Below are 16,308 nucleotides of genomic sequence, written 5' to 3'. Positions count from 1 at the left end.
CTCGCTGCCCTCGGCATGGACGTCACCATCGCCTCGCGCGAACAGACCGCATGAACCGCGCCAACGCGTATCACTGCAGGTGATTTTCAAGAGAGCGCAATGCGTGCTGTCGCCAACCAAGCCACGCTCACCCAGGAGATGTACGTTCCCCCGGGGCATGCGACCCGGCGACGCCGGATGTGAAGATCGACCCGCTCGGGTTCTAGTCGAGGGGTGGGGTCTGCGTGAAGCGGCGTCACGGCGGGTGCAGTGGCGGTCGGGCTGTGCGGGGTGCTGGTCCTCCAGGGGGTGACCGGTCCTGACTCTGATGCCAAAGCGCCTCAGGCGGGGACGATCGACACCCCGGTAACTTCGACCGACCTGCAGACCGACGGCACCACCGCGTCGCTCCCAGAGCGTGACACGAAGCCGTTCAGCATGCTGGGAGTGTCCTGGAGCGAGCCGGAGAAGAACGTCACCGGCACCATCCGGGCGCGTGCCCGCAGTGCCGAGTCCGGCAAGTGGTCGAAGTGGCTGACGCTCGATTCCGAAGGCAACGCGGCCGCCGACGGCCCGCGTAAGGGGCTGCGGGGCGCGGCCGGCCCGGCCTGGTTCGGCCCGTCCGACGGCGTCGAGGTCCGCGTCGGCGGAGCCGGCCAACTACCCAAGGGCATGCGGCTCGACATGGTCGACCCCGGCAAGTCACACGCGCTGACGGCAGAGCCGGCCGCCTACTCCCTCGACGGCGAGGAAACGCCAGAGGCGAGCGTCTCCCCGACCGACACCATCACGCCGAGCGATGCCGCCTCGCCGAGCCCATCCGACGCTCCGACCGGCACTCCCTCGGACGACCCGGCGACCGGCACTCCGTCACCGTCCGCCAGTGACAACCCCGCCCCCACGGCAACACCGACGCCGACGCCGACCGAGACCGCGGGGCCGGTCTCGACTGGCTCTGCTCCCGAGAAGGAGCAGCGCTTCGACACCACTTCGGGGGGCACTTGGCGGCGGGCGGCGCGGCCGAATGTCCACGAGTTTCGACAGCAGACGACCGTTAAGTAGGCCGATACGCTGCCCCTATGGCACGCAGAAAGCGCGACATAGCCGAGCGGATCTGCCCGATTTGCCGCGAGCCGATCGGCACGCAGTCATGGGTGACGGCGCATTCGGGAAGGGTCTGCCACCGCGCCTGCTTCGCCAAAACGTCGCCAGCCAAGCTCAAGCCACCGGTTCCCCTGTCCCATTGCTCCTTCTGCCGCGAGCCACTCGCGGGCCGACCCACCGCCAAGACCCGAGCTGATAGGGAAGTCCACCGCCTCTGCTTAAATCTGGCGAGGAAGACCACCACCGCTGCCAGCCGCAAGCGCCGTCAGCCGCCCAAGAGCGATGCCGCGGCTATCGCCGCTGGTTGGGGTATCCACGAAGCGGCGCGCGAATTCGAACGGAACCGCGGCGCGGTGATGTCCGGCGAGGCCTACCGCAGTCGCAAGCCATCCGACTGGAAGCTCAGCCGCTCGTAGACACAACGCACCCGGCAGGCATACATCGCCGCGGGTGACACCCTGGCACTAATCGTGCAAACGCGGAAGGGCGACACCCTGGCCGTCCCCTTCCACCAGGACGTGCGGAACACCGCCGCCGGACGGGTCGCAATAGTCGGGGTCCAGGTCGGCGGTGACCGTCTGGGAGTCGCCGTGAACGGTGAAGACAGTCGCCCAGGACGCGGCGTTGCGCTGAATGACGAGGGCCTTGCGGGCAGCGTCGACCGGGTCGGCCGCGTTCAGATCGATCTCCCAGGTCACGTGGCACTCGGGCACGGTTCTCCTTCGGCAGGCGAGGCGGAGGACGCCGGCCGACGGCGCAGCCGGTCGGCCGGCGGGGGGTCAAGCGGCGAGGACGAGGCCCGCGTTGTCCAGGCTGCGCTCATCGACGCTGACGCAGTGAGTGAGGGGGTTGAGGTGGTCGAGCCAGACTTCTTCATTCTCGGCCAGGCAGTCGCGCAGCGCCTCGGGGTCGGCGACGGCGCGGGCGGGCAGCTCCAGCTCGGCCTCGAATTCGTACGTGACCTCTTCGGTAACGGCCAGCGCGACCGACACCGTGACGTCCTCGTCGTCCTGGTCAGCGTCCGGCCCCGCCTCGGGCTGTGATCGGCTGACGTTGACCAGGACGGTCAAGGAGAGTTGGACCGCGTCCGGCCCGCCCGCCGGGGCCAGGCACAGAAGCGTGCAACCACTGGTCGAGGCACGCTGCGCATGGACCTCGGCCTTCACGCGGATCGGCCCGACGGGGCGGCGAGCCGATCCGCTTCACCCACGTCTACCCGGACGGGCCCGCCCCTGCTTCACCGTCATCGCTCCGGGCCGGCGGGGTGCCGAAGTCGCGATGTGGGACGAGATCAAGTCCGCTGCTATGCAGATCCTCGGTGATCACGGGGCGACCATCACCCATCACCATGCCGTCGGCCGCGACCACCGGCCCGGTTACGACCGTCAGCGCCCGGAGCCGTTCGCCTTCGCCCTGCGAGCCGCGAAGCACGCACTCGATCCCGCCGGGATCCTCAATCCCGGGGTGCTGCTCGATCCGGCGCCCCGTAGACCGACACGCTCTCGCCCGGGGTGCTTCTCGGTGTCGTCCCGGTCGCGGTCTTCGCGCTCACCTCGACGGTGTCATATCTCCGCAACCGGTGAAGCTCCTCGCCACGCGGAGGGATGCCACGACGAGGATGCCGCGGGGAGCCGGCCCTCCACCCGGCCCCGGTAACTTCCGTGCCACTCAAGGTGATTGCCCGCTTCTCCGCTGTCACGACGTACCGCTACAGTGGTGGCTTCCTGGGCACGGGGGTGGGCGATGGATCCGGTCGTACTGGCGGCAGGGACGGCGCTCGTGAGCGCGATGGCCACCGATGCCTGGCAGCAGGCTCGGAACGCGGCGGTGACCGTATGGCGCCGCGCCAGTCCGCAACGGGCCGAGGCCGTCGGGGCCGATCTGGAAGTGGTAAGGGCACAAGTCCTGGCCGCCCGCGCCAGGGAGGACGAGGATACGGAGCAGGCGCTGGCCGGCTCCTGGCGGATCCAGCTGCAGCAGTTGCTCGACGAGGACCCCGGGCTGGCCGACGAACTCCAGCGGCTGCTCGACGACCACCTCGTCCCGGCGACAAGACACGACGAGCGGACGGACAACCCTGCGGTCGTGCAGGACGCCAGACTGCGCGGTTCGGGCCGGATCATCCAGGTCGGGCGCGATGCGCACATCAGTGAGCCGCCCGGCAGGCCATGACCTTTCACGAGGAACCTGATCCGCGCAGGGAGCACAGGGCGCGGGTCGACGGCAGCGGGCAGATCACCCAGGTGGGCAGGGACTATCACCAGACGATCTATGCGACCTCGGCGCCGGCACGGGCGCCGATCGGGCTGACCGATACCGTGCTACGGGACGTGGCCGGCTTCACCGGCCGCGAAGCCGAACTCGGCAGGATCGTCGAAGCCTCGGCCGGCGCCGGGAGCATCGCCATCCACACCGTCGACGGCATGCCAGGGGTGGGCAAGACCGCTCTCGTGACCCGGGCAGCACACCTGCTCGCCGGCCAGTTCCCCGACGGGCGGATCTTCATCCGGCTGCACGGACACACTCCAGGGCAGCGCCCCGCGAACCCCGCTGATGTGCTGGCCGAACAGCTCGTCCAGCGCGGCATCCCGCCCGAACTCGTCCCCGGCGGCCTCGATGCGCGGGCAGCGATGTGGCGGGACCAACTGAACGACAAAAGAGTGCTGCTGGTCCTGGACGACGCGACCGGCCCCACCCAGGTAGAACCGCTACTGCCCGCTGCCCGCGACTGCTTCGTACTGATCACAAGCCGACGCCGCCTGGTTGCTCTGGAGGGCGCCGTGCCACTCGCTCTGGACGTGCTGCCGCCCGCGCAGGCCACCGAGCTGTTCATCCGGCTCGCCAGGCGTAACCCGGTCGGCGCAGAGGTGGAGGCGGCCGCCGAGGCGGTCAGGCTGTGCGGACACCTGCCGCTGGCCATCGCCCTGCTCGCCGGCCGCCTCGCTCACCATCCCGCCTGGACCATCGACCGGCTGACCGCCGAGTTCGCCGATTCGCAGGACCGGCTCGCCGAACTGCGGGCCGGTGAACGCGCAGTGGCTGCCGCCTTCGACCTCTCGTACCGCGACCTGCCCGTCGACCAGCAGCGTCTCTTCCGTCGCCTCGGACTTCATCCGGGCTCCGACACCGATGCCCGTGCTGCCGCCGCCCTCGACGGCATCCCGCTCGTGGCGGCCCGTCACCGGATGGAGATGCTGTACACGGACCACCTCGTCGACGAGACCGCCCCCGGCCGCTACCGCCTGCACGATCTGCTGCGCACCTATGCCCGGAGCCGCGTAGCCGAGGATCCGGCAGCCGACCGGAAGGAGGCCACCGCTCGACTCCTTGACCACTACGCGCACGCCGCCGAAGCCGCGGGCCGGCGACTGGCCCGTCACATTCGCCCCGGCGGGCCGCCGTCCGCTCCCTCAGGGCCGGACGTCCCTGAACAGGCCACCGTCGAAGGGGCCTTGGCTTGTGCGTGCCGAACGCCACAACCTTCTCGCCTGCGCCGACCACGCCGTTGCCGTCTCCGACCACCCCCGGGTTGTTCGCCTTGCCGCCGCAGCGGCCCCCTTTCTGCGCCTGGAGGGGCCCTGGAAGAAGGCGGCGCTGCACCGGGCGGCATCCGCGTCCGCACACCAATGCGGTGACCGGCGGGCAGAGGCCGACGCCCTCCACGACCTCGGATGGATCAGGTCCGCCGCCGGGGACTATGCCTCCGCGATCGGCCCGCAGGAGCGGGCGCTGGCGCTCTACGTTGCAGTCGGCGACCGGTACGGCCAAGGGGCCGTGCTGCATGAAATCGGCCGAATAACAAGCGCGAAGAGCGAGTTCTCGGATGCGATGCGCGTCCAGGAGCGCGCCCTGGTCCTGTACCGGGAACTCGGCGACCGCAACGGCGAGGCACGAGTGCTCAGCGCCCTCGGCCGGCTGCGGGAGATGATCGAGGACTATCCGGCGTCCGCACGGTTCCAGGAGCAGGCCCTGGCCCTGTACGCCGGACTCGACGACGACTGGGGCGAGGCCCGCTCCCTGCACGACCTCGGGCGGGTGAAGTGTGCGGTGGGCGAATACGCCGTCGGCGGCGAAATGCTGGAACAGGCCCTGAACCGCTGCCGAGAGCTCGGGGACCGGCTGGGCGAGGCGCGCTCCTGCGGCGCGCTGGGTTGGCATCGGCACGAGACGGGCGACCATGCGACTGCGCTTCTGCTCGAGGAGCAAGCTCTCGCCCTGTTCCAGGAACTCGGCCAACGGCATGGCGAGGCCAACGCCTGCCACGCCCTGGGCGTGATGCACACCGCGGCCGGAGCACATCCGGAGGCGGCCGCACTGCTGAACCGTGCACTGGCTCTCTACACAGAGATCGGTGACCGGCGGGGCGTGGCCCAGGTGCTCAACGTAAAGGGCGCTCTACTAGCCATCAGCGCACGCCCCGACGAGGCACTCGCCGCTTACCGAGAGGCCCTGCAGATCGCCATGGACGTGCGCAGCCAGGGGGCTCTGGAAGGCATCGCGCGCTGTGAAGCGCAGGCCGACCGGGCAGCCGCGCTGACCAACCTCCGTCAGGCCGTGGCCATCTATAGGCGCATCGGCAGCACAGAGGCGGGAGCTGCCGAGGCGTGGCTTGAGGAACTGGAGGAGCCTGGCCCGTGAAGAGTGGCAACGCCCTTCACCCAAAATCGTGGACAGCCTCGGCGCCGAGGAGGATCACTCGGTTCCTGATCCAGGTGCACCCATTCGCCGGGATGCGTTCGCCCTAACCTCGCTGTTTCAGTTGAGGCTGCTGGGTGGCTGAGCGGGGTTGTTTGGAGCGGTGTCGGTCGGTGGGCATGGTAAGGGCCCGGCGCGGTGGGCCGGGTTCTCCAAGGTCCTTCGGGTCGCGGGTGGTCAGAGGGCGGTCGTTCAGTTGGCGGGGCGAGGCAGGGCGGCCAGGCGGTGGAATGCGGCCGCGAGTTCATGTCTCCAGGGCCAGGTCGCCGATATCCGCATGCGCAGGCGGCGGCCGCCGCGGGTGATCCGGCCGGCGACGTGCAGGATTCGGTAGCGCAGTTTCTTGGGTTCGGCGGTGGCCAGATCGCCGTCCAGCAGGAGGACGCGGGTCCAGACGAGGAGGTCGATCGCCGCGAGGCTGAGTTCGAGCCAAGCGGCGTTGACCAGAAAGTGGCGGGAGGGGAAGCGGCCGAAGCCGGTGGTCTTGCCGCACCGGATGTGGTCCTCGACGGTGGCATGCCCGCGGTGACGGACCTCCAGGAACTGGGCGGAGCCCTCGCCGGCGAACGGCGTGTCGGTGAGGAAGACCTGGTGCCGCAGGCCCTCGTCCTGGTCGAACAGGGACAGTTGGGCGCCGGGGTGCGGGCGCTCGCGGCGCACGATGATGCGGGTGCCGTCCGGATAGCCGGCAAGGTCGACCATGCCGGTCAGCTCGGCGACCTCGGCGCCGGCACGCAGTGTTCCGTCCTGGTCCAGGGCGGGGTGCCAGACCTGTTCGGGCAGGGCCCGGATTGCGCGGCGGACCGGCTCGGTGACCGCGTATCCGACCGAGAAGAAGGTGCGGATTCCTCGTATCCGCAGGTCTCGGACGTGGGCGAGGAAGGCTTTCGCGGATCCGGCGCTGTCCGTGCGGACGAGGATGTCGGTCCCGTGCCGGTGGACGTCGGGGATCTGCGCGAGCGCGTCGTCCAGCACCGCGATGTGATCGGCGGCGGTGTTGGCTCCGGCGTTGCCGGGCCGCAGCTGCCCGGACGTGCCCTCGCCGGTGTTGGCCAGGAAACACACCAGAGGGTGGAAGCCGAAGCCGCCTTTATAGGTGGGTGCGGCTTGGTCCTTCTCGGAGTGGCAGGTCACCAGCGTGGCGTCGATGTCCAGGACCAGGCCGGGAAGTTCCCGTCCGCCGGCCTTCACCGCCGGTATGCCGGAGCGGGTCTCGGCGGCCTGCAGCCAGGCGACCTCTCGTGCCTGGGCGCGGGCCGTTCGCAGCCGAGCGAGTCCGGTCTCGTCGATGTCGGCGAGCAGCCGCCAGGCCGTCGGTGTCGAGGCGACCGGGCCGAACACTTCACCCTGGTCCCGCAGCACGGCCAGATCCGTGATGGCCTCGCCGCCATCAGCGAGCATCACTGCGAGATCGGTGGCGATCCGGCCCGGGTCGTGGCCGGTGCCGCGTGGCCGAAGTGGCCCCAACGCGGTGGAGTACGCGCTGGTCAGCCCGGTGGCATCGGCAAGATCCGCCAGCAGGCGGGACCCCGCATGGCTGACCACCCCGGCACCGTCAGCAGAGACATGAAGCTTGGGACGCGAACCGATACCCTGCACGCAGAAAGTGCCTTCCGCCTGGACCGACAGAACCCCTCGACAAGGTTCATCGTCCCAGCTCAGAAGGCACTTTCGCGTCACCGCACAGACCCCGGCCCCACACCAAGTGAAACAGCGAGGCTAGTACTTCACCCCTGCCCCTGCCGCGGACTTCATTGCCTCGCTGGCCAGGCTGGAAGCGGCGGACACGATCCGCATCCTGGATCCGGGTCACCCGCGGCCCCCTGGGACGCCACGTCCCAGCACGCCGGCCCGCCCGCCGCCCTGCTGATCCGGGCCCTGGAGGAGCGCCCGGGTGCGCGTACGGACATGCGGCTCGCCCGCGTCACGTACGAGATCCTGCGCCCGGTGGCCATCAGTCCCCTGGAAGTGACGACGTCCGTGGTGCGGTCCGGCCGCAGCGTCGAGGTCGTGGAGGCGACGCTCGCGCCGGAGGGCGGCGCACCGGTGATGCTGGCCCGGGCGCTGCGCATCCGTACGACACAGGAGCCAGGACCGGTCGTTGCCCAGGGCCGCTGGTCCCGTCCTCTTCGGATACCGCCGTCACCCCGTTCTTCGGTGTCCCGTGGGACGTCGGCTACCACACGGCGATGGGGAACCCGTTTCACCGAGGGAGCGTTCCGCGAACTGGGCCCGGGAACGTGCTGGATGCGGATGCGCCTGCCCTCATCGCCGGGTACGAACCCCGCCCCCTGGACCGCGTCCTCGTCGCGGCGGACTCCGGCAACGGCATCAGCAACGTGCTCGACTTCAGCCGGACCGTCTTCATCAACCCGGACCTGACGGTGCATCTGCACCGCCACCCGGTGGGTGAATGGGTGTGCGTCGACGCCCGCACGAGCGTGGACGCGCCGGGAATCGGCCTGGCCGACGCCCAACTCCACGACGAGAAGGGCCCGATCGGCCGCAGCGCGCAGAGCTTGTTCATCGCACCGCGATGAACGTGGCGGGGCGCGCCTCGGGTTCAGCCGAGACGCGCCGTGGTGTGGGAGCAGGGCCCCAGAGCCGGGGACGTGCGGACACCGAACTCGTGACGCAAGGCCGACAATGCGGCGAGGTGCCCGGACATTCCGTGGACTCCAGGTCCGGGAGGGGTCGAGGCCGAGCAGAGATAGACGCCCGGCAGGGGTGTTCTGTATGGATCCAAGCGGGGTGCGGGGCGCAGGACCGACTGTCGGAGGGTCATCGCGCCACCGCCGATGTCTCCTCCCACGTAGTTGGGGTTGTACCTTTCGTAGGCTGCGGCGCTGATGCCGCGACCGGCTATGACGGTGTCGGCGAATCCGGGTGCGTACCGTTCGATACGTGACGTGATCAGCTGTGTCGGGTCGCTGTCATCGCCGTTGGGGACATGCGCATAGGCCCAGAGAGGGCGCTTCCCACGCTTCGCTCGATCGGGATCGGCGACGGACGGATCGACCAGGAGAACGAACGGTTCCCGTGCGCAGACGCCGGCGGAGACGGCCGTCTCGGCAGCAAAGACCTCCTTGTGTGTGCCTCCCAGATGCACCGTGGCCGCGCCGCCGACGGCAGGGTTCTTCCAGGGGACTTGCTCGCTGACGAGGAAATCGACCTTCGCCGCCCCCGGGCCGTAGCGGTAGCGCTCGAGGCTGCGTCGGTACCGGGGAGAGAGGTGACCCTTCGACATCTTCAAGAATGCTCTGGGGCTGACATCCAGCAGGACCAGTTTGGCGGAATGCCGCAGCCCCCGCAGATCTGTCACGCGATGTCCGGTGTGAAAGACTCCTCCGTGCGCCGATATGTCCTGCGCCATGGCCTCAGCGATTCGCGCACTCCCGCCTCGCGGAAGGGGCCATCCGGTTCCGTGGGCAAGATGACCAAGCAGCATGGCGACTGCCGCGGCGGGGATTGAGGGAAGCGGGCCCACGGCATGTGCAGCGACGCCGGCGAGAAGGGATCTGGCCGGCTCCGTGGTGAATCGGCTGATGCCGACGCGTGTGCCGTAAGTCAGAAGACGGCTCGCCATGAGCAGGGCCGCAATGGGGTCTTCGGGGAGACTGCGCTGCCCCTTCAATATGAGGTCGGCAATCCCCGAAGAATTCTCCAGCAGAGGCTGCATGAGACGGCGCCAGCGTGGTCCGTCCTCGCCCAGGAGCTCGCAGGTCGAATCGAGATCGCGATATGCGAGTGCGGCAGCTCCCCGGTCGAGTGGATTGGCATAGCTGATGGCGGGGTGGAGCATGTGCACATTTCGGGACGCCAGGTCGAACTCCCTGAAAAAGGGGGAAGCCTCGGCCATCGGGTGTACGGCCGAACAGATGTCGTGGACTATGTCCGAGTCGAAAACGGCCTCCGTTCGAAGGCCACCCCCGATGGTGTCCTCGGCCTCGTGGAGCTCGACCGACAGGCCGGCTCGTCCGAGCGTGACGGCTGCTGCCAGGCCGTTCGGGCCTGTACCCACGACCACCGCGTCAACTGGCATTCCTTCTCCTAGGGCAGGATCCACTGGCGAGCGAGTGGAGGCGTGGCTGATTGTGTTCGTAATTTGGCTCATACAGGCAACGTGCCGGTGCCGTTCCCGGTTTTCGGAACATTCGCTTCCGCCATGAGGGGGAACGAAAGGCATCCTCTCGGCGCGGGTAAGATGGTGGGTCGCTGTTGCCTGTTGCCTGTTGACGTGACCGGTCGACGGGCGGAAGAACACGGGGAATTGAAATGCGAACCACACGTCCAGGGGGAAATTATGAGCGACGATGAAGCAAGTTCACGAACTGCATCGGCGAATATGGATGCGGCGTCAGAGAGGGTTCTGCGGCTTACCCGGCGTGAACGTGAAGTCCTCCTCATGCTGGCGGATGGGATGCCGGACAAGGAGCTCGCACGGGAGCTTGGCATCGCCTCGCGCACTGTGCGCGCTCATCTCGCAAATATAACCCGAAAGCTCGGAGTGAAGTCCCGCCTTCAAGCCGCTCTCGTCGGTGATCGGCAGCGCGAGGTTCTCTTGCCGTAACCGGCATTGCCGCTACCGGCAATGCCGAAGATGTCACTAGTCAGGATCGTTTCCCTTCGAAATAGTGGAGCGGGTCGGCGCCTCGTGGGCCCGCTTTCTTTTGTTCCCATCGGTTCCGTGCAAACGGAACCGATGGGACATCGCTGAGAAGGAGCGACATGAAGAAGTTGATTGCATCTGCCGCCGTCGTGGCGGGTGGAGCAGTTCTGATCGTTTCCGTGCAGGGCCCCGCGTTGGCTGCGCCCGTCGCGCAGACGCCGGGAGCCGTCACTTCCACGGCGGGCGGCAAGTCCGAGCAGTGGGTCGGCAGCGCGGCACTGAAGGCGGCCAACCTCGCCACCAACGCGGCCAGGGCCACGAGAGCGGCCAAGGCCGCGGGGGTGCGGGGCGACGACTCGACTCCGTCGTACACCCCCGTTTCCGGGGTGGACGCCGCCGTGGTGTTCGACAAGTAGCCGTTGACCATTACCTGAAACGAGGGATTCCCATGAAGAAGAAGTTCGCCGCCGCTGCGGTCGGCGTGGCGCTCGGCGGTTCGCTGATCGCCGTCACGCTGCAGGGTTCAGCCCAGGCAGCCCCCGCGACCCCCGTCGCGCAGACTGCGGCCACCGCCCAGGCCACCGGCCCGATCGACACGCCGCAGGTGATCGGCAGCATCGCAGGGAAGGCGGCCAAGGCGGTGGGCAAGGCTGCGGGCAAGGCATACGTCCACGGCAAGGCGGCCACCGGTTCCGGCGCCAGCAACCACAGCATCATCGGCAGCCTCTGGGGCGCACCGCCGGCCGGTGTGTCCGACCAGGCCCCCGTACCCGCTGACGTGGTCTTCGACAAGTGAGACCGCAGCACCAAGAACTCAGGAGGGCGGTGCTGCTCGTCGGCGCCGCCCTCCTGGGCGGTCACTTCACCATGTCCGCTTTGTCCCAGGCCCCGCTCAGCCCCGCGAAGGTGCGCTACGAGGAAACGGTCAGTTCCTATCTCGAGCCATATTTCGCGCAGAACTGGATGCTCTTCGCCCCCGACCCCATCACCGACGACAGGGGAATCCTCGCTCGCGCGAAGTGCTCCGACGGCAGCGTGACCGATTTCTACGATGTCACGCACCCGCACATCAAGGCGGCGCAGGACAGCCGGTTCTTCCCGTCCCGCATGTCACGTCTGGTGACCAACGGTCTTCAAGCAATCAGCAACCACGACGAGTTGATGAACCGACTCCGCCAGAATTCCCTGAACGAAAAGAAGCCCCTCATCCCCGCAACGCCTTTCGAGAAGTCCTCCAGGGACGAGACGATCACCTTCCTCTCCCGGTACTCGATGGGACAGATGCCGACTCCGTGCGGCGACGGGCAGCCGAGCGAGATACAGGTCCGCATGTACATACACCAACTGCCCCCATGGTCACAGCGGAAGAGCCCCAAGGCCGAAGGCAAGGTCGAGGTGGAGGACTTCGCCTGGCGGAAGGTGAAGGAACTGCGGTGAAGAAGCTGTCCTCGGCCCTCGACACCTGGGCATCGCGTCCGACGGGCATCGTCGGTGTGTCGGCGGCGCGCTGTCTGCTCGGGTTCGTCGGCCTCATGTTCTACGTGAGCCAGTACGGCGACCGGGCCTACCTCTTCGGCCCCGACGGAGTCGTACCCCAGGACGAGTTCGTCCGTCAGGTCCGCGATGCCGGCACTTTCAGTCTGTACACCTGGAGCGCGTCCCCGGCCTGGTCCGAAGCGGTCTTCTACGGTGGGGCACTGATCGCCCTGGCCGTGACGTTGGGCGTCGGCGGACGGGTCGGACTCGCTCTGCACTGGGTCTTCCTCTGGTCTGTCTACCAGCGTCAGTTCGCCATCATCGACGGCGGCGACAACCTCGCCTATCTCGTCATCCCCATGCTGATGCTGACCCGCTGCTACGACCGGTTCTCGTTCTCCACAGGAGCGGCCGGCCTTCTCGTGCGGCGGCTTCCGGGTGGTGTGCGAGCCCTGTCGACGCCTGTGCACAATCTGGGCGTCCTTGCCATCGCGACCCAGATCTGCCTCGTCTATATGGTCAGCGGCCTGTACAAGGTCCAAGGAGACGTCTGGCAGGACGGCACCGCCCTCTTCTACATCCTCCGCATTCCCGAATTCACATGGCCGGGAGTGTCCGACCTCGTCTACGACAGCGACCTCCTCGTCTACCTCGGCACCTATGCGTCGGTACTGTTTCAGGTCTATTTTCCGCTCAGCATCCTGGTGCCGCGGCTGCGTGCCTGGGCGGCTCTCGCCTCCATCGGCTTCCACCTGTCGATCGGGGCACTCATGGGCCTGACCAGCTTCGCCCTGACGATGATCGCCTGCGACCTCATCTTCCTCAGCGGGGGTATCGACAGAGCCCTTGCCCTCGCTCGTAGGACAACTGACCGGATCACCGGCAAGGGGATGTGGGAAGATCGGGCGCGTGCCGACGCTGAGCGTCCCCGGCCCATCCAGCTGCCCGAGCCCGCACCCCGAGAGTCTGAGGTCACGACATGATGCTGTTGGCGGAGTTACTGAGCAACTTCCTACCGGGCAAGGTCAAGTCACGTCTGGGATACCTGTGGTCAGCCGTGCTGCTGACGGCGGTCACATTCCTCGTGATTTCCGGACTGGCACGCTTCTTCGGCCAGGAGTGGGATGTCGCGTTGCGCTGGCCAGGCATCGCCGCGGGCTGCGTCGCCCTCGGCTATGCGCTGGTGTATCCGTTCGTCAGGGGCAGGCTGACGGACGCCGAGCGCGCCCGGCCCTAGTACTCCAGCCGGACTTCTCCATTACTGCTGGTCAACGGCTTGAGTGTGGGGAGTGTAGCGGGGCGGGGTTGGGGAGGGGGCGGTCTTGGCGGACCGTCCCGCGAACGTGTGGCCACGCCGCATGTAGTGACAGGGCCGGGCACGTGCTTGGTGGCGGCGTCTCCAGTGCGACCAGCTCATCGCGTGACCGCGTCGTGCAGGGTGGCGGCGGGGTTCAACTGCCAGCAGACGGCGGATTTCTGCCGGGGTGAGGTCCACGAGGTCGGGTGTGTCGGCCGCGTCACCCCTTTTTCGCGTTCCTGGACAGCCATCGCCGCGAGGAAGATGTGCGCGAGCATGACGAGTGTGATGTGCCGGTACCAGCCGACGTAGCGGCGGACTTCGTACTGGTCCAGGCCGCACTCGTTCTTCGCGTTCTGGAAGCATTCCTCGATCTTCCAGCGGCAGCCCGCGATGCGGGCCAGGTCAGCGACGGTGGCGTCCAGCGGTGCACTGGCCAGGTAGTAGGCGGTCTCGTCAGGCCTGGCGATGCTGCGGCGGGCGAGCATCCAGCGTTGCCGCGTGGGCTCGTCGCCGTCGAACTCCCCGACGGCGGGCAGCCGGGCCGCCGCCCAGTCGTAGAGCCGTAGTCCCTTGGCGCCTTCGCCGCAGGACAGGCGTTGCCATGCCTCGGGCGGGGCCTGACCGATGAGGTAGTCGATGCGGGGACCGTGGACCTGCTGCGACTTGGGGACCGCGACGACGTAGGACAGACCGATGTCTTCCAGGAAACGGCGGAAGCGGGAATCCTGGCCGTAGGCGGAATCCGCGGTGACCCACGAGAAGGCGAGCGAGGAGTCCAGGGCTCGCAGGATCATGGCCCGGGCGAGGTCGTTCTTGGTGGTGAAGTCACGCTCGTCGGGGATCCGGGCCGCTCGGCAGCGCTCACGGTCTTCGGTCCAGGACTTGGGCAGGTAGAGCTCGCGGTCGACCAGGGCGTGACCGCGTGTGGTGGCGTAGGCGGCGAAGACACCGATCTGACAGTTCTCGGTCCGGCCCGCGGTCCCGGAATATTGCCGTTGCACCCCGGCCGAGGTGGTGCCCTTCTTGACGAAGCCAGTGTCGTCAATGATCAGCACACCTTCTGATGTGCCGAGTTGCTCTGCTGCATAGGTCTGCAGGTCATCGCGGAGACGGTCGGCGTCCCAACGACTGTGGGACAGCAAGTGCTGGAGTCCGTCCGGGGTGGCGTGGCCGGCGTACTCAGCGAGTTGCCAGCCGTTCTTGCGGCCCACCGGGCCCAGCAGCCCGCGCACGTAGTCCCGCCCGGCGTCGGGGTTCGATCCGGGCGAAGCAGGCTCCGGCCCGGAGGAATAGATTCTCGAGTTCATGGCCCCAGGCACTCGTGGGCACATCATTGATCACGCCTACGGACTGCTCGGCCCGCTGTCACTACATGCAGCGTGGCCACACGTTCGCGGGACGGTCCGCCAAGACCGCCCCGCCCCCAACCCCGCCCCGCTACACTCCCCACACTCAAGCCGTTGACCAGCAGTAATGGAGAAGTCCGGCTGGAGTACTAACCGGAGTCATCGAGAACATGCACTCCGCGATCAGCCTGATTGCCGGCAGTTCGGCGTTCCGGAGATGGCTCTGACGATGGTCCTCACTGGCGACGTCACAGCCTCGATCCACGCACACAGCGAGGTCGAGCGGAACTTCACCCCTGAACGTTCCGGCGGCATCGTGAAGGGAAAGACAATCGGCCTGGTCCAGGACTTCAGCGAGACCGTCATCGTAAAGGCCTTGCCGTCGGAATGGCCGGAGCCGAGGAAGCAACTACCGCCGAGGGCGACCCGGCTGGATCCGTTCAAGCCGTTGATCGACGAGATGCTGCGGGCGGACCTGGACGCGCCGCGCCAGCAGCGGCACACGGTGAAGCGGATCCTCGAGCGGCTCTAGATGAGCACGGCGCCGACGAGATCTCGTACCAGTTGTTCCGCGGGTATGTGGTCACGGGACTGTGGGACCGCCTGCACGATCAGGATCGAGCTGACCAATCCTCAGGACGTCTCGCCGTAGAGCGCGCGGAAGTCCGCGAGCGTTCCCCGGTAGTACTCCAGGTCGTCGGTGAGCTTCGCGCGGGTCACCAGCTCCGGGTTCCGCGCGCGGGACTGGCGGCCGAACTCGGACCAGACACCCTCGTCCGGCACCACGTCCGCACCGTCCGGCAGAAACTTCAGCGCCTCGCCGGCCGCATCTGCGGCGAACTCCCAGTTCAGCTCGACGCCGAACCGATCCTGGTCCGGACCACCGGTGTAGGCCATGTCCGCCTCCAGCGCCCGGCGCGCGTACGTCGCCGCCACCACGGCCCACTGGGCGGCGTCGACGAGCTGCGAAAGCCCCAGCCCGAACCGCGCGCCGAACGTGCGGGCCGCGTCCTCCGACGCGTACGAGATCGCGATGTCACCGGCTGGCGAGGCGAGGGTCCAGGCGTCCGCACCCTCGGTCAGGTTCGAACCGGGCACGATCGGCGGGGGCTCCACGGCCGGTGCGGTCTGGTCGGCCGCGATCGTCAGACTCACATAGACCTGCGCCTCGTCCAGCGTCCTTGCGGTCAGCATCGGTTATCTCGCTCCTGCCTCTCAGCCCAGCTCGCGGTAGGTGTCGCGGACCACCAGCAGCCGGTCCAGCTGGAACCGTCGTCCCGGCTCGGCGTTCCGAACCGCCCGGCCTGCCGGCGTTCAGAACTCCTCCTCCGGTACGGCGTCCTGCCCGGCCGGCACGAACTTGACCACCTCGTCGACGGTGGCGCGGGCGACGGCAAGCACCTTACAGGCCTCGCGGGATCGCTCTTGAGCTGGTGGTTGACCCGGTCCAGAGGCGCGCCAGACGCAGATTCGTCAGGTAGGTCGCCCCGTAACCCGTGGCCTCCACGACCACGGCGGCCCCCAGAGGAACCACGACATTCAGCTGCACGAGCAGCAACGCTCGCGGCGGGGCCGGGAGCGGCCGTGCGGGAGGTGTTACGGCGGGGTGTGGTCACGCGTGTGAGGCCGGGCGGAAGGCCAAGCCTGCGGGGGTTGAGAAGGACTGGCGGGGCGGGCCGGGAGAATGTGTCAAAGCTGAGCAGTTACTGAGCTTTGCGGGTTGTCGTCGGGGAGTGACGGTTCATGATCCCTGCGGTATGCCGGTGGTATGCGTTATCCGGAGGGTGGGGGCCTGACCG

18 protein-coding genes and 3 pseudogenes are annotated in these 16,308 nt (G+C 68.0%); 15 read left to right on the top strand and 6 right to left on the bottom strand.

Going from position 1 to position 16,308, the window contains the following annotated elements; translation table 11 throughout:
• The first annotated feature begins 288 nt into the window (after window positions 1-288).
• Both AB0M62_RS34250 and AB0M62_RS34245 read left to right on the top strand, forming a co-directional pair.
• Complete coding sequence (locus tag AB0M62_RS34250; RefSeq protein ID WP_366078233.1) at window positions 289-1,041, top strand: hypothetical protein; 753 nt, start codon at window positions 289-291, stop codon at window positions 1,039-1,041.
• Between the two features lie 17 nt (window positions 1,042-1,058).
• The gene (locus AB0M62_RS34245) at window positions 1,059-1,499 is read left to right on the top strand and encodes a hypothetical protein (RefSeq protein ID WP_366078232.1); all 441 of its coding nucleotides are present in this window, start codon (window positions 1,059-1,061) and stop codon (window positions 1,497-1,499) included.
• Between the two features lie 48 nt (window positions 1,500-1,547).
• Here the strand turns inward: AB0M62_RS34245 and AB0M62_RS34240 are convergent, their stop codons facing one another.
• Complete coding sequence (locus AB0M62_RS34240) at window positions 1,548-1,796, bottom strand: hypothetical protein (protein WP_366078231.1); 249 nt, start codon at window positions 1,794-1,796, stop codon at window positions 1,548-1,550.
• Between the two features lie 66 nt (window positions 1,797-1,862).
• Window positions 1,863-2,249, bottom strand: a complete 387-nt coding sequence (locus tag AB0M62_RS34235; protein ID WP_366078230.1) for a hypothetical protein — start codon at window positions 2,247-2,249, stop codon at window positions 1,863-1,865.
• Between the two features lie 32 nt (window positions 2,250-2,281).
• Between AB0M62_RS34235 and AB0M62_RS34230 the strand changes: the two are divergent.
• From AB0M62_RS34230 to AB0M62_RS34215, 4 genes and pseudogenes are all read left to right on the top strand, one after another.
• Window positions 2,282-2,556: pseudogene (locus AB0M62_RS34230) on the top strand (FAD-linked oxidase C-terminal domain-containing protein); the annotation flags it as partial.
• Between the two features lie 243 nt (window positions 2,557-2,799).
• On the top strand, window positions 2,800-3,255 hold the full coding sequence (locus tag AB0M62_RS34225; protein WP_366078229.1) for a hypothetical protein: 456 nt from the start codon (window positions 2,800-2,802) through the stop codon (window positions 3,253-3,255).
• Window positions 3,252-4,718, top strand: a complete 1,467-nt coding sequence (locus tag AB0M62_RS34220) for an NB-ARC domain-containing protein (RefSeq protein WP_366078228.1) — start codon at window positions 3,252-3,254, stop codon at window positions 4,716-4,718. Before AB0M62_RS34225 ends, AB0M62_RS34220 begins: the two co-directional genes overlap by 4 nt.
• A gap of 139 nt (window positions 4,719-4,857) precedes the next feature.
• A complete protein-coding gene (locus AB0M62_RS34215; protein ID WP_366078227.1) occupies window positions 4,858-5,721 on the top strand; it encodes a tetratricopeptide repeat protein in 864 nt (287 codons plus the stop codon).
• A 249-nt stretch (window positions 5,722-5,970) separates the two neighbouring features.
• Here AB0M62_RS34215 and AB0M62_RS34210 read toward each other — a convergent pair whose 3' ends face one another.
• Window positions 5,971-7,407: an IS1380 family transposase gene (locus AB0M62_RS34210; RefSeq protein WP_366078235.1), complete on the bottom strand. Its 1,437-nt coding sequence runs from the start codon at window positions 7,405-7,407 to the stop codon at window positions 5,971-5,973.
• On the opposite strand from AB0M62_RS34210, the pseudogene AB0M62_RS34205 reads away from it, so the two are divergent.
• Window positions 7,312-7,785, top strand: a pseudogene (locus AB0M62_RS34205) (acyl-CoA thioesterase domain-containing protein); the annotation flags it as partial. The gene AB0M62_RS34210 and the pseudogene AB0M62_RS34205 overlap by 96 nt on opposite strands.
• A gap of 182 nt (window positions 7,786-7,967) precedes the next feature.
• On the top strand, window positions 7,968-8,318 hold the full coding sequence (locus tag AB0M62_RS34200) for a hypothetical protein (protein WP_366078226.1): 351 nt from the start codon (window positions 7,968-7,970) through the stop codon (window positions 8,316-8,318).
• A gap of 23 nt (window positions 8,319-8,341) precedes the next feature.
• Here AB0M62_RS34200 and AB0M62_RS34195 read toward each other — a convergent pair whose 3' ends face one another.
• Window positions 8,342-9,820 (bottom strand): NAD(P)/FAD-dependent oxidoreductase, encoded by a 1,479-nt coding sequence (locus AB0M62_RS34195; RefSeq protein ID WP_366078225.1) that lies wholly within the window; start codon window positions 9,818-9,820, stop codon window positions 8,342-8,344.
• Between the two features lie 123 nt (window positions 9,821-9,943).
• Here AB0M62_RS34195 and AB0M62_RS34190 point away from each other — a divergent pair, with 123 nt between their 5' ends.
• The 6 genes from AB0M62_RS34190 to AB0M62_RS34165 all read left to right on the top strand — a co-directional run bounded on the left by AB0M62_RS34190 (window position 9,944) and on the right by AB0M62_RS34165 (window position 13,100).
• Window positions 9,944-10,348, top strand: coding sequence for a helix-turn-helix transcriptional regulator (locus AB0M62_RS34190; RefSeq protein ID WP_366078234.1), 405 nt, complete (start codon window positions 9,944-9,946; stop codon window positions 10,346-10,348).
• 158 nt (window positions 10,349-10,506) lie between these two features.
• A complete protein-coding gene (locus tag AB0M62_RS34185; RefSeq protein ID WP_366078224.1) occupies window positions 10,507-10,803 on the top strand; it encodes a hypothetical protein in 297 nt (98 codons plus the stop codon).
• 32 nt (window positions 10,804-10,835) lie between these two features.
• Window positions 10,836-11,183, top strand: a complete 348-nt coding sequence (locus AB0M62_RS34180) for a hypothetical protein (protein WP_366078223.1) — start codon at window positions 10,836-10,838, stop codon at window positions 11,181-11,183.
• 29 nt (window positions 11,184-11,212) lie between these two features.
• A complete protein-coding gene (locus AB0M62_RS34175) occupies window positions 11,213-11,824 on the top strand; it encodes a DUF5819 family protein (protein WP_366078222.1) in 612 nt (203 codons plus the stop codon).
• Window positions 11,821-12,846 (top strand): HTTM domain-containing protein, encoded by a 1,026-nt coding sequence (locus tag AB0M62_RS34170; protein ID WP_366078221.1) that lies wholly within the window; start codon window positions 11,821-11,823, stop codon window positions 12,844-12,846. The genes AB0M62_RS34175 and AB0M62_RS34170 overlap by 4 nt, the downstream gene beginning before the upstream one ends.
• Window positions 12,843-13,100: a hypothetical protein gene (locus AB0M62_RS34165; RefSeq protein WP_366078220.1), complete on the top strand. Its 258-nt coding sequence runs from the start codon at window positions 12,843-12,845 to the stop codon at window positions 13,098-13,100. The genes AB0M62_RS34170 and AB0M62_RS34165 overlap by 4 nt, the downstream gene beginning before the upstream one ends.
• 176 nt (window positions 13,101-13,276) lie before the next feature.
• On the opposite strand, the pseudogene AB0M62_RS34160 reads toward AB0M62_RS34165, so the two are convergent.
• Window positions 13,277-14,492: pseudogene (locus tag AB0M62_RS34160) on the bottom strand (IS701 family transposase).
• Window positions 14,493-14,726: 234 nt separating this feature from the next.
• Here AB0M62_RS34160 and AB0M62_RS34155 point away from each other — a divergent pair.
• On the top strand, window positions 14,727-15,041 hold the full coding sequence (locus AB0M62_RS34155; RefSeq protein ID WP_366078237.1) for a hypothetical protein: 315 nt from the start codon (window positions 14,727-14,729) through the stop codon (window positions 15,039-15,041).
• A gap of 101 nt (window positions 15,042-15,142) precedes the next feature.
• Here the strand turns inward: AB0M62_RS34155 and AB0M62_RS34150 are convergent, their stop codons facing one another.
• Window positions 15,143-15,703 (bottom strand): hypothetical protein, encoded by a 561-nt coding sequence (locus AB0M62_RS34150; protein ID WP_366078236.1) that lies wholly within the window; start codon window positions 15,701-15,703, stop codon window positions 15,143-15,145.
• Between the last annotated feature and the right edge of the window lie 605 nt (window positions 15,704-16,308).

It is taken from the genome of Streptomyces sp. NPDC051219 (genome assembly GCF_040682335.1).
GTDB lineage: Bacteria > Actinomycetota > Actinomycetes > Streptomycetales > Streptomycetaceae > Streptomyces.
This window is presented reverse-complemented; position numbering and strand designations above follow the sequence as displayed.

What these genes read in the sequence shown, in the direction of transcription:
- AB0M62_RS34200 (WP_366078226.1), top strand. Translation starts at nt 7,968, where the DNA reads ATGGGGAACCCGTTTCACCGAGGGAGCGTTCCGCGAACTGGGCCCGGG.
- AB0M62_RS34180 (WP_366078223.1), top strand. Translation starts at nt 10,836, where the DNA reads ATGAAGAAGAAGTTCGCCGCCGCTGCGGTCGGCGTGGCGCTCGGCGGT.
- AB0M62_RS34185 (WP_366078224.1), top strand. Translation starts at nt 10,507, where the DNA reads ATGAAGAAGTTGATTGCATCTGCCGCCGTCGTGGCGGGTGGAGCAGTT.
- AB0M62_RS34165 (WP_366078220.1), top strand. Translation starts at nt 12,843, where the DNA reads ATGATGCTGTTGGCGGAGTTACTGAGCAACTTCCTACCGGGCAAGGTC.
- AB0M62_RS34155 (WP_366078237.1), top strand. Translation starts at nt 14,727, where the DNA reads ATGGCTCTGACGATGGTCCTCACTGGCGACGTCACAGCCTCGATCCAC.
- AB0M62_RS34245 (WP_366078232.1), top strand. Translation starts at nt 1,059, where the DNA reads ATGGCACGCAGAAAGCGCGACATAGCCGAGCGGATCTGCCCGATTTGC.
- AB0M62_RS34190 (WP_366078234.1), top strand. Translation starts at nt 9,944, where the DNA reads ATGAGGGGGAACGAAAGGCATCCTCTCGGCGCGGGTAAGATGGTGGGT.
- AB0M62_RS34150 (WP_366078236.1), bottom strand. Translation starts at nt 15,703, where the DNA reads ATGCTGACCGCAAGGACGCTGGACGAGGCGCAGGTCTATGTGAGTCTG.
- AB0M62_RS34220 (WP_366078228.1), top strand. Translation starts at nt 3,252, where the DNA reads ATGACCTTTCACGAGGAACCTGATCCGCGCAGGGAGCACAGGGCGCGG.
- AB0M62_RS34195 (WP_366078225.1), bottom strand. Translation starts at nt 9,820, where the DNA reads ATGCCAGTTGACGCGGTGGTCGTGGGTACAGGCCCGAACGGCCTGGCA.